This window comes from Caballeronia humi (assembly GCF_001544475.1).
Lineage (GTDB): Bacteria > Pseudomonadota > Gammaproteobacteria > Burkholderiales > Burkholderiaceae > Caballeronia > Caballeronia humi.
Window position 1 is genome coordinate 42,779 of the sequence record NZ_FCNW02000041.1, and the last position, 11,542, is coordinate 54,320.

Below are 11,542 nucleotides of genomic sequence, written 5' to 3' on the forward strand. Positions count from 1 at the left end.
TCTTCTTAGTCACTGTTGCCTGCGACGATACCCATCACCGCCATCCGCACCGCGATGCCGAACGTCACCTGGTTCAGGATCACCGACTGCGGGCCGTCGGCTACTTGCGAATCGATTTCGACGCCGCGGTTCATCGGCCCCGGATGCATGACGATCGCGTCGGGCGCCGCAAGCGCGAGGCGCTCGGGCGTGAGACCCCAGCTCTTGAAATACTCCTGCGCGGACGGCAGCAGCGCGCCGCTCATGCGCTCGTTCTGCAGGCGCAGCATGATGATCACGTCGACGCCTTTCAGCCCCTCGTCGAGGTTGTGATAGACGTGCACGCCCATCTGTTCGAGGTTGCCCGGCAACAGCGTGCGCGGGCCGATTGCGCGTACTTCGGGCACGCCGAGCGTCGTCAGCGCGTGAATGTCCGAGCGCGCGACCCGCGAATGCAAAATGTCGCCGACGATCGCCACGCGCAGCTTCGTGAAATCGCGCTTGTAGTGGCGGATCGTGTACATGTCGAGCAACCCCTGCGTCGGGTGCGCGTGGCGGCCGTCGCCGGCGTTGATCACGTGCACGTGCGGCGCGCAATGCTCGGCGATCAGGTACGGCGCACCACTCGACGCGTGGCGCACGACGAACATGTCGGCGTGCATCGCGGAGAGGTTGTTGATGGTGTCGAGCAGCGACTCGCCCTTGCTCGTCGACGATGCATTGATGTTCAGGTTCAGCACGTCCGCCGACAGACGCTTCGCGGCGATTTCGAACGTGGTGCGCGTGCGCGTCGAGTTCTCGAAGAAGAGGTTGAACACCGACTTGCCGCGCAGCAACGGCACCTTCTTCACTTCGCGATCGGTGACGCTCACGAACTGCTCGGCGGTATCGAGAATATGCGTGACGATCGAGCGCGGCAGTCCTTCGATGGTCAAGAGGTGCTTCAGCTCACCGTTCTTCGTGAGCTGCGGATTGCCTTTGAGAAAGCCGTATCGGAACGTGTCGGATGGGCGCGCGGACGCGTGGTCTGGCGTGCTGCTTTCGGCAGAACCCTGAGTGGCGGTGTTCATTTCTGTCCTGGGGTGTTCGGTAAAGATGCTGCGGCGGCTTGGCGATCAGTCTTTGCGCGCTTCGGTCGTGAAGGCGAGCGTGCCGTCGTCGCGTTTGGCGAGGACGAGATCTTCCCCCGCGGCCACGTCGACCACGCCGCCGGTGAAGCGCGCCGCGATCGGCAACTCGCGACCGCCGCGATCGGCGAGCACGGCGAGCGCGACCGATGCCGGGCGGCCGTAGTCGTACAGTTCGTTGACCGCCGCGCGCACCGTGCGTCCGGTGGAGAGCACGTCGTCGATCAGCACGATCTTGCGGTTGTCGACTTCGAACGGCAGCGAGGTCGGGCTCGCCTGGCTGTGCAGGCCCTTTTTCGCATAGTCGTCGCGATGCAGCGAGACGTTCACGACGCCGAATTCCTTCACGCTCAAATCTTTCGCGAGACGCTCGGCGAGCCACGCGCCGCCGCTATAAATGCCGCAGAGCACGGCGCCATCGGCGGCTTTCAGCGATTCGCCATGAGCCGCGCGAATCTGATCGAGCAACGCGCGATAGAGCGCTTCGGCGTCAATGGAACTCATGATCGTCGGACAGTCCGTCTAGAAATTGTTGGAGGATGACGCGCGCCGCTTCGGCGTCGATTTCGTCGTAACGGCCGCGCGCGTTGGTGCGCGCGCCGCTCGCCTTCAGTTCGGCCTTCGCATCGACCGATGAATAGCGCTCGTCGACCCAATTCACCGGCACATTGAAGCGCCCGTTGACCTGATTGCCGAAGCGCTTCGCCTGTTGCGTCATTTCGTGCGGCGTGCCATCGGGATGAAGCGGCAGGCCGACCACGACCGCATCCGGCTTCCACTCGCCGATCAGCTTGCCTACCGTTTCAAAACGATATTCGCGATTGCGGTTTTCGACCACGAGCAGCGCGCGCGCCTGCCGGGTCAAGGTATTGCCGACGGCCACGCCGATGCGCTTCTCGCCGTAATCGAATGCCAGGAGGGTCGCCGCCGGCCTCATGCGTGACCCGTCATGCGTGGCCTGCTTCGCCAGAAAGCATCGAGCGCGAGACGCCGAGCAGCGACAAGGCCGCTTCGAGCCGTTCCTCGGCCGGAACGTCGAAAATGATGCGCGGATCGGCTTCGACGGTCAGCCAGCCGTTCTTCGAGATTTCCTCTTCGAGCTGACCCGCGCCCCAGCCGGCGTGGCCGAGCGTGAGCAGGAAGCGCTCGGGGCCGTTGCCGCTCGCGACCGCTTCGAGCACGTCCTTCGAGGTGGTCATGGCGAGGCCGCCGGGCACGCTCATCGACGACGTGTACGGCTCGCCCTCGTTCTCTTCGTGCAGGACAAAACCGCGCTCCGTCTGCACCGGACCGCCGAAATAGACGGGCAGGTGCACGAGCGGTTCGATCTCGAGTTTGAGGTCGATGCGATTGAAGAGCGACTGGAGGTCGATGTCGGTCGGCCTATTGATGACAAGGCCGAGCGCGCCGCGTTCGCTGTGATCGCACAGGTAGACTACAGTCCCGGAAAACGTGGGATCGGCCATGTTGGGCATGGCGATCAGGAACTGATTCGTCAAATTGATGCGATCGGAAGTCTTGGACATAATTCGAAATTTTACCAAAGGCGCTGCGAGATGGCCGACTTTGATCTGGGGCTGGTGTGGTTTCGGCGGGACCTGCGCGTGGCAGACCATGCTGCACTCTATCACGCGCTCACACGCTGCCGCCGGGTCCTGTGCGCGTTCACTTTCGACCGCGAAATCCTCGCGCCGTTGCCGAAAAACGATCGCCGCGTGCCCTTTATTCACGCGAGCATCGTCGAGCTCGATCGCGCCTTGCAGGACGCGGGCAGCAGGCTGATCGTGCGCCATGGCGTGCCGCTGCACGAGATTCCTGCGCTGAGCGCCGAATGCGGCGTCCAGGCGGTATTTGCGAATCGCGACTACGAGCCGTCGGCGAAAGAGCGCGACGAGGCGGTCGCGAAGAAGCTGGCGGGCGCGGGCGTCGCATTTTTCACGTTCAAGGACCAGGCTGTCTTCGATCACGACGACATCCTGACCGGCGCCGGCAAGCCGTACACGGTATTCACTCCGTACAAACGCAACTGGCTCGCGTCGCTGACGCCGGATGCGCTTCAACCCTATGCATCGGAGGACCGTCTCGACGCGTTGACTATGCCGCCGTCGAAGATCAGGCACGCGATTCCCGCGCTCGACGCACTCGGTTTCAGCGCCGACCACGCGCCCGCGCTGCCGGCCGGAACGAGCGGCGCGCTCACGCTCTTCGACGACTTCCGCGACCGGATGGCCGATTACGACCGCACGCGCGACTTCCCTGCCGTGAAAGGCCCGAGCTACCTTAGCGTGCACCTGCGCCACGGCACGATCTCGATTCGCGCGCTCGCTCGCACCGCCCACGACGCCCAACGACACGGCAATCGCGGCGCCGAAACGTGGCTATCGGAACTCATCTGGCGCGATTTCTACTTTTCCGTGCTGCACCATTTTCCGTACGTCGGCGTGCCGGGCGATCATCGCGCGTTCAAGCCCGAATACGACCGCATCAAGTGGGAAACCGGCGCCGATGCCGACGCGAACTTCGCCGCGTGGTGCGAAGGCCGCACCGGCTACCCGCTCGTCGATGCCGCGATGCGCCAGATCAACCAGTCGGGTTATATGCACAATCGCCTGCGGATGGTGGTCGCGAGCTTTCTCACGAAAGATCTCGGCATCGACTGGCGGCGCGGCGAAGCCTATTTCGAGGCGCTGCTGAACGATTTCGAACTGTCGTCGAACAATGGTGGCTGGCAGTGGGCGGCGTCGAGCGGTTGCGATGCGCAGCCGTATTTCCGCATCTTCAATCCGGTGACACAGTCGGAGAAATTCGACGCTGCCGGCAAATTCATCCGCCACTACGTGCCGGAACTGGCGGCCCTGCCGGACAAGGACATTCACGCGCCGTGGCGTGCCAAACCCGACGCGCTGAAAGCCGCGGAAATCGCGTTGGGCGCCGATTACCCTTTGCCGATCGTCGATCACGAAGTCGCGCGCAAGCTCACGCTATTGCGCTACGACATCGTGAAACAGACGCCGAAAGCGGAGCGCTAGCGCTTATCGGGAGAGCGCCGTCTGCCGCTCGATCATCGCGATCAGCGACAGAACCGAGCCGCGCCCCTCCGCCGGCGCGATACCCGCCGCCGCCTGATGCAGCATCGAGCGCAGCGTTTCGGCGGCGCGCCCGGGGATCGCGGTGTCGAGCGTATGCGTCTGGAATTCGTACGCGATGCGCCGCCACGCGAGCCCGAGCGTGTCAGCAAGCAGCGCGACGTGGCCGAGTCCGAGCGAACACGCGGCCGCGCCCAGCCGGTACGACGCATCGGCGGCGTGGAGCGCGGCGTCCGTATCGGCGCTGCCCGATTCGCGCGCCGCTTCGCCCCGCTCGACCAGCCCGTCGATCGACACCTCCGCGCTCTGCAAAAAGTCCTCGTAGGCCGCCGCGTTCACCCGCAGCACGCCGAGATCGCGCGTGACGGCGTCGCGGGTCGCGGCTTCGCCCGCCTCTGCCGCGCCCTGCTCCCACACCGTTTCCGACGCCGGCGTCGCCGCGACGTGCCACGCGACCGTCAGACCGTAGTCGCGCAGGACATCGACTTGTGCGGCGTCTTCCGGCGCGGCGCCAAAGAGCGCGAAGTCGCGCCAGAGAAGCGCGAGCGTCGCGCGCACGAGCGACTTCGGCGCATACGACGACGCGTGCGCCTGATCTGCCAGAACCAGGTTGAAACGCGCGTAGAGACGGCGGGCGTCGGCTGCGGGGGCATCGGCCGGTGTGCCTTTCGAGCGTTCGCGAAGCGCGCGCACCGCCGCCGACGCGAGACGCCAGAAATCGTAGGGATCGGGGCCGGTCAAATCGGAGAGACACGCGTCGAGGCGCGAAAACGCATCCGCGCCGTTGTTCGACGGCGCGCGCAGCAGCGCCAGCAGCGACTCCTCGTAATGCGCCCGCACCCGGGCGAGACGCTCGGGCGCGATCGCGCGCAATGTCGCGGGCGGGATCGCGCGGCCGGCGAGCGCGAGGTCGTCGAAGGAAACCGGGGTCACGCGCGTGTGCGCAGCAAGAAGCGCGTGCAGCGCGCGATAGTGGTCGAAAAGGACCGTCGAGCAGGCGAGTTCGCGCAGATTGCGGCGCTCGACCGCCGCGCCAAACACCCGCAACGTCTCGGCGATGCGCGCGCGGGCCACGTCTGTCTCGTCGCCGAGCGGCGCAACGAGCGCCAGCGTTTCCGCGAAGCGCTGCGCCGGGAGCCACCCCGCCGCGTGCAGCGCGTTGATCGCGCGCCGAAGCGCGGCGGCCGAATCGCCCTGGCGCTGGAAGGCGTGCAGCGCGTCGGTGAGCGCCATCTCGGCGCTGCGCACCGAACCGCCGCGTGGATTGGGCAAAGCTTCGAACGCAGCGGACAGATCGGGCAAGTCGGGTCGAATGGACATGGAAGCGCTCATTTGCCGGTTCGCGGATACACGGGCCGCACGCGGGTCGAAATGCATCATCGTTGAGCCGGACCGATCAGACCAGCCGGTACTTGCCCGCTTTGTTTCAGCCCGCATTCGTCAGGCTAGGGGCCCACACCAGAAGCGTAAGCCTAAAAGCATCGAATGGGGTTCGAACGTTTGCCGTCAGCGGCCGCCAACGTTTCCATCATCGCAACAAAAGCGGGACGCCAAAAAACACGCGCCGCATGACAGTGAAGTCATGCGGCGCGGCATCGATGCCGGCTCGCAATACCGGCTCAGATCTGGACCATCTCGAAGTCTTCCTTGCGGGCTCCGCACTCGGGACAGGTCCAGTTGATCGGAACGTCCTCCCAGCGCGTGCCCGGCACGATCGCCTCTTCGGGCAGGCCGGCTTCTTCGTCGTAGATCCAGCCGCAGATCAGGCACATCCAGCTTCTGTATTCCATGCTTATGCCGAGTCGAATGGTCGGTTGAAATTAAGGACATGATGGTACCGTGTTGCCGCCGCGATGCCTAGCAAACGGGCTTGACCGGCGGCCAAGGGTCTGCCGCAAGTGCACGGTGCAACGCGCGAAATCATACCGCGCGTTGAAGGCCGCGGCGTGGCGCATGCAGGCATTTGGCCGATTGTCATATCCTCGGAGAAATGTACGCAAACATACCCCGGTCGCGCCCCGTCTCGCGTCATTAGGCCGCATAATCGAACCGTTTGCACCGTTTTGGCCGTGGTGCGCGCAACCGTTCGCCGCGCCTGCATCATCCGCTTTTTTGCGCTTTTCCTACTCCATGCCTGCTTTTGCGATGCCCAGCGACACACCTCCGATCGTTCTCACCTTTGGCCTCTCCGATCCGACCGGCGGCTTCGGCCTGCAAGCGGACTTGCTGACGCTCGCGAGCATGGGCTGCCACGGCGTCTCCGTACTGACGGGCTACACGGTGCGCGATTCCGCCACCACCGACGAAGTCACGAGCCTCGACCCCGATACCGTCGCGACCCAGGCGCGCATGTTGCTGGAGGACATGCCGATCGCCGCCTTCAAGATCGGTGCGGCGACCCGTGCGGAAGTCGTGAGCGCGATCGCGGAAGTGGTCGCGGATTACGACGACATCCCGCTGATCCTCGCCCCCGATTTCACCCTCGACGATGAACACGTGCTTTCCGCCGACGAACTGCGCGAATCGCTCGCCGACCTGCTCGTGCCGCAAACGACCATGCTGGTAGCCGATCACGCCACACTGCTGCAACTCGCGCAGCCGGACGGCGACGCCGAAGCGCCAACACTTGACGCCGCGATTTCGCACTTGCTGGCACAGGGCTGCGAATACATCCTCGCGACGGAAACGGGCACGCATCGGCACGTCAACACGCTGTACAGCGAGGAAGGCCAGGTGCGACAGGATTTGTGGGACCGCGGCCCGAATCGCGTGATGGGCCTGACCGACACGCTCGGCTCGGCGATCGCGGCGCTGCTCGCGAACGGCCAGGAGCCGGCCGAAGCCGCGCGCGAGGCGCAGGAGTATCTGTTCCAGGCGACGCGCGCCGCGTTCCGTCCCGGCATGGGTGCGTATCTGCCGGATCGCTTTTTCTGGGCGCGCTCGAACGACATGGACGAAACCGCGGAAGACGGCGCAGACGGCGCCGCCCCCGATGCCATCGCTGAAGTTCCGCCGCCCTCCGCGCCCGGCGAGGCGCGTCATTAACCCGACCACGATGAGGCGTTGAGAGCGCATGCCGTATCGACTGCCCCACCTTCACAAGGCGATTCAACAAGGCGCGATTCGCGTCGGCTGCGCGGGCTGGGGTTTGACGAGCGCCGTCGGCTCCCACTTTCCGGGCGAAGGCTCGCACCTCGACCGCTACGCGCAGGTGCTGACCTGCGTCGAAATCAACTCCAGCTTTTATAAGCCGCATCGCGCGGACACTTACGCCAACTGGGCGTTGAGCGTGCCCGCGTCGTTTCGCTTTTCGGTAAAAGTGCCGAAGGCAATCACGCACGATGCGCGGCTCGTCGGCTGCGAGGCGTTGATCGACGAGTTCCTCGCGGCGGCAGGCCAACTCGGCGACGGGCTCGGCTGCTGGCTCGTGCAGTTGCCGCCGAGTCTCGCGTTCGAAGCGGAGGTCGCGCAGGCGTTTTTCACGGCGTTGCGTGAGCGCACGCCACTGCCCGTGGCATTCGAGGCGCGCCATCCGAGCTGGTTTTCGACCGAGGCGGCGGCGCTGCTGAAGTCGGCGCATATCGCGTACGTCGATGCCGATCCAATCCCCGACGATTGCGAGATCGGGCATCGCGCGGACGAGTCGCTCGTGTACGTGCGGCTGCACGGCTCGCCGGAACTGTACAAATCGTCGTACGACTACACCTATCTCGATGAACTCGCTCGCACGCTGCAACAGCGCTCGAAGAAAGGCGCGCAAGTGTGGTGCGTCTTCGACAACACGGCCGCGGGCGCCGCGCAGCCGAACGCATTGCATCTGATGGAACGCTTGCGGCTGCACCACAAGTAACGTTTCGATTTATCCGTTGAGGAGGGTTCGATGCGCAGGTGGATCGGAGCTTTAAGTTGCGTCGCAATGCTGGGCGCCGCGTTTCCCGTAGGGGCACAAACGCCCCGCCCAACGCCACGCCCGCCGGCGACGGCACCTTTCTCCTGACGATTTTCCGGAAACACGATCAGTCGAAGCCGCTGCCGAAAATCAACGAGCAGTTGAAGGAGCAAGGCTACTTCAAGGCGTTTCCGCCGCCGGGCGTAGAGGTGGTGTCGTGGTACGCGATGATGGGCATCGGCCAGGTGGTCACGCTGCGCGTGCCGGCCGATCGCCTGCGTGAGGTGAACCGCGCGATCGAGAACACCGCGTGGGGCGGCTACAAGACCGAGTTCTATCCGACCTACGACTACAAGGCAGTCGCCGAACAGATGCGCGCGCAGTCGAAGTAAAACCGTTCGCGCATAAAAAAAACCCACATCGCTGTGGGTTTTTTTTCGACTGGCGCGGGTTTCAGGAAACATGAAACCCGCGCCGTCCATGCAAACCGGCGCGAGCCAGTCTTACATGTCCATGCCCATGCCGCCCATGCCGCCGGGCATACCGCCGCCCATCGGACCATCTTCCTTCGGCAGTTCTGCGACTGCGCAGTCGGTCGTCAGCAGCAGGCCTGCCACCGATGCCGCGTTTTGCAGGGCCGTGCGCGTCACCTTCGTCGGATCGACGACACCGGCGTCGACCAGATCGACGTACTCGCCGGTTGCCGCGTTGTAGCCGTAGTTGCCTTCACCGGCTGCAACTGCAGCCACCACGACGCTGGCTTCTTCGCCGCCGTTCGTGACGATCTGGCGCAGCGGCTCTTCCATCGCGCGCAGCACGATCTTGATGCCTGCGTCCTGATCGGGGTTCAGGCCCTTCAGGCCTTCGATGGCCTTGCGAGCGCGGATCAGCGCAACGCCGCCGCCAGCCACGATGCCTTCTTCCACCGCTGCGCGCGTTGCGTGCAGGGCGTCTTCGACGCGTGCCTTCTTTTCCTTCATCTCGACTTCGGTCGCAGCGCCGACCTTGATCACTGCCACGCCGCCGGCCAGCTTCGCCACGCGTTCTTGCAGCTTTTCACGGTCGTAGTCCGACGTTGCTTCTTCGATTTGCGTGCGAACTTGCTTCACGCGCGCTTCGATCGTACCGGCTTCGCCTGCGCCGTCGATGATCGTCGTGTTTTCCTTGCCCACTTCGATGCGCTTCGCCTGACCCAGTTCAGCCAGCGTCGCCTTTTCGAGCGTCAGGCCGGTTTCCTCGGCGATCACTTGGCCGCCCGTCAGGATCGCGATGTCTTCGAGCATCGCCTTGCGACGGTCGCCGAAGCCCGGAGCCTTGACGGCAACCGTCTTCAGGATGCCGCGGATGTTGTTCACGACCAGCGTAGCCAGCGCTTCGCCTTCGACGTCTTCAGCGATGATCAGCAGCGGACGGCCAGCCTTCGCGACTTGCTCCAGTACCGGGAGGAGGTCACGAATGTTCGACACCTTCTTGTCGTGCAGCAGCACGAACGGGTTTTCGAGCAGCGCGACTTGCTTGTCCGGGTTGTTGATGAAGTACGGCGACAGGTAGCCGCGGTCGAACTGCATGCCTTCCACGACGTCCAGCTCGTCTTCCAGCGACTTGCCGTCTTCAACCGTGATCACGCCTTCCTTGCCGACCTTGTCCATCGCTTCAGCGATACGATCGCCGATCGACGAATCGCTGTTCGCCGAGATCGCGCCGACCTGAGCGATTTCCTTGTTCGTCGTGCAGGGCTTGCTGATCTTGCGCAGTTCTTCGATGGCGGCCGTGACAGCCTTGTCGATGCCGCGCTTCAGGTCCATCGGGTTCATGCCCGACGCGACGTACTTCATGCCCTCGCGAACGATGGACTGGGCCAAGACGGTAGCCGTCGTGGTGCCGTCGCCGGCGTTGTCACTGGTCTTGGAAGCCACTTCCTTGACCATTTGCGCGCCCATGTTCTGGAGCTTGTCCTTCAGTTCGATTTCCTTCGCGACCGAGACACCGTCCTTCGTGACCGTCGGGCCGCCAAAGCTGCGCTCGAGCACGACATTGCGGCCCTTCGGACCCAGCGTGACCTTGACTGCGTTAGCCAGGATGTTCACGCCTTCGACCATCTTTGCGCGTGCGGAATCGCCAAATACGACTTCTTTAGCTGCCATATCCAAACTCCTTGATTCGTTTCAGTTGTATCGGTTCTGTGAGCGCTGCGGCGAGAGCTGTGTCGATCGCCGCGGGGCGCTTCGGGCCGAACCTACTAATAGCGTCGTTACTTGACCAGGACGGCCATGATGTCTTCTTCGCGCATCACGAGCAGTTCCTGCCCGTCGACCTTGACGGTCTGGCCGGCGTATTTACCGAACAGCACGCGGTCGCCCACTTTGACGTCGAGGGCGTTCTGCGTACCCTTGTCATCGCGCTTGCCCGGGCCGACGGCCAGGATTTCGCCTTGATCCGGCTTTTCGGCTGCCGCTTCGGGGATGATGAGGCCCGAGGCAGTCTTGGTTTCCTGATCCAGACGCTTGACGATGACGCGATCGTGCAAAGGACGAAGGTTCATACACACTCCTCTCTTGAATTGAGACTGAAGAAACGCGGGACACCCGTTCGGTGCGGCTCTCGCCGACCGTCGGAAAAACTTGTTAGCACTCTCGTGCGGTGAGTGCCAATTATATGGACGGGTTTGAACAATTTCAAGGAGGGATTGATTGTGTGCCGGTTCTTTATTGTCAAATTCATCGAACGTTGAACGATGTTCATCCAACGTTGAACTGTCTTTAGAACGAAGACAGGAAAAATTCCGGAAATATCAACTAGATGACACCGAGCGCCATGACTGCGGTCAGGGACGAGTCCTGCCCCAGATGAGCGTCTTCGCGCAACAAAGGAAACAATGGAAGACGAACATTGCGCCCTAAATACGGGTTTACTCTTCCATTCAGCGACGACGCCCGTAATGGCCTTTCCGGAGTGTGGCTACTGATTGTGCCCTTGGAGCTCTGGAGGCAGGTGCAGCCATGTGGAAAACCGCGTTGAGACACGCGCCGGCAGCGTAGTGCACGATTACAACTGATGGAAAGATGGCGCGGCGGACGAGTGTCGCCGACCGAGGAAGTCGGACGGGTCGTGGTGCAATTCCGATGCGTCGGTCTGTTACGCTCGATCTTTTGACCAGCACGAGCCAATGAGCAAGCTGAAGGACATCGACGGGTTGTTCAATGGGCGTCATTTCGACCGCGAAGTCATCATCCTTTGCGTGCGCTGGAACCTGCGCTACAAGCTGAGCTTCCGAGATCTTGCTGAAATGATGGCGGAGCGCGGTCCACACGACGATCATGCGCTGGGTGAGGCGCTACACGCCGGAGTTTGTCAAACGCTGGAATCGGTTCGCCGCGGCGGCCAGTCAGTCGTGGCGAGTCGACGAGACCTATGTGAAGATCCGTGGCAAATGGACCTATCTTTACCGCGCAGTTGACCGA

General features: G+C 63.4%; 12 protein-coding genes and 1 pseudogene. 5 read left to right on the forward strand and 8 right to left on the reverse strand.

From position 1 onward, the window contains the following. Positions 1–5 precede the first annotated feature (5 nt). The 4 genes from AWB65_RS26415 to AWB65_RS26430 are packed head-to-tail and all read right to left on the reverse strand — an operon-like array spanning position 6 to position 2,632. Positions 6–1,049 (reverse strand): aspartate carbamoyltransferase catalytic subunit, encoded by a 1,044-nt coding sequence (locus AWB65_RS26415; RefSeq protein ID WP_087669973.1) that lies wholly within the window; start codon positions 1,047–1,049, stop codon positions 6–8. A 45-nt stretch (positions 1,050–1,094) separates the two neighbouring features. Next, the gene (gene pyrR, locus AWB65_RS26420; protein ID WP_087669974.1) at positions 1,095–1,610 is read right to left on the reverse strand and encodes a bifunctional pyr operon transcriptional regulator/uracil phosphoribosyltransferase PyrR; all 516 of its coding nucleotides are present in this window, start codon (positions 1,608–1,610) and stop codon (positions 1,095–1,097) included. Continuing rightward, the gene (gene ruvX, locus AWB65_RS26425) at positions 1,597–2,043 is read right to left on the reverse strand and encodes a Holliday junction resolvase RuvX (RefSeq protein WP_087669975.1); all 447 of its coding nucleotides are present in this window, start codon (positions 2,041–2,043) and stop codon (positions 1,597–1,599) included. Before ruvX ends, pyrR begins: the two co-directional genes overlap by 14 nt. 10 nt (positions 2,044–2,053) lie before the next feature. Then, positions 2,054–2,632, reverse strand: coding sequence for a YqgE/AlgH family protein (locus AWB65_RS26430; protein ID WP_087669976.1), 579 nt, complete (start codon positions 2,630–2,632; stop codon positions 2,054–2,056). A 30-nt stretch (positions 2,633–2,662) separates the two neighbouring features. On the opposite strand from AWB65_RS26430, the gene AWB65_RS26435 reads away from it, so the two are divergent. Then, complete coding sequence (locus AWB65_RS26435) at positions 2,663–4,135, forward strand: cryptochrome/photolyase family protein (RefSeq protein WP_087669977.1); 1,473 nt, start codon at positions 2,663–2,665, stop codon at positions 4,133–4,135. Between the two features lie 3 nt (positions 4,136–4,138). On the opposite strand, the gene AWB65_RS26440 is transcribed toward AWB65_RS26435, so the two are convergent. Continuing rightward, a complete protein-coding gene (locus tag AWB65_RS26440; RefSeq protein ID WP_087669978.1) occupies positions 4,139–5,512 on the reverse strand; it encodes a hypothetical protein in 1,374 nt (457 codons plus the stop codon). 299 nt (positions 5,513–5,811) lie between these two features. After that, positions 5,812–5,982, reverse strand: coding sequence for a rubredoxin (locus AWB65_RS26445; RefSeq protein WP_087669979.1), 171 nt, complete (start codon positions 5,980–5,982; stop codon positions 5,812–5,814). 355 nt (positions 5,983–6,337) lie between these two features. Between AWB65_RS26445 and thiD the strand changes: the two genes are divergently transcribed. The 3 genes from thiD to AWB65_RS26460 are packed head-to-tail and all read left to right on the forward strand — an operon-like array spanning position 6,338 to position 8,473. Beyond that, complete coding sequence (gene thiD / locus AWB65_RS26450; protein ID WP_087669986.1) at positions 6,338–7,237, forward strand: bifunctional hydroxymethylpyrimidine kinase/phosphomethylpyrimidine kinase; 900 nt, start codon at positions 6,338–6,340, stop codon at positions 7,235–7,237. A gap of 28 nt (positions 7,238–7,265) precedes the next feature. Next, complete coding sequence (locus AWB65_RS26455) at positions 7,266–8,042, forward strand: DUF72 domain-containing protein (RefSeq protein ID WP_087669980.1); 777 nt, start codon at positions 7,266–7,268, stop codon at positions 8,040–8,042. Between the two features lie 56 nt (positions 8,043–8,098). Continuing rightward, positions 8,099–8,473 (forward strand): hypothetical protein, encoded by a 375-nt coding sequence (locus AWB65_RS26460; protein ID WP_087669981.1) that lies wholly within the window; start codon positions 8,099–8,101, stop codon positions 8,471–8,473. Between the two features lie 111 nt (positions 8,474–8,584). Here AWB65_RS26460 and groL read toward each other — a convergent pair whose 3' ends face one another. Next, positions 8,585–10,225, reverse strand: a complete 1,641-nt coding sequence (gene groL, locus AWB65_RS26465) for a chaperonin GroEL (RefSeq protein WP_087669982.1) — start codon at positions 10,223–10,225, stop codon at positions 8,585–8,587. A gap of 107 nt (positions 10,226–10,332) precedes the next feature. Continuing rightward, positions 10,333–10,623, reverse strand: a complete 291-nt coding sequence (locus AWB65_RS26470) for a co-chaperone GroES (RefSeq protein ID WP_087669983.1) — start codon at positions 10,621–10,623, stop codon at positions 10,333–10,335. A 624-nt stretch (positions 10,624–11,247) separates the two neighbouring features. Here AWB65_RS26470 and AWB65_RS26475 point away from each other — a divergent pair. Further along, positions 11,248–11,542 (forward strand): annotated as a pseudogene (locus tag AWB65_RS26475) (DDE-type integrase/transposase/recombinase); the annotation flags it as partial.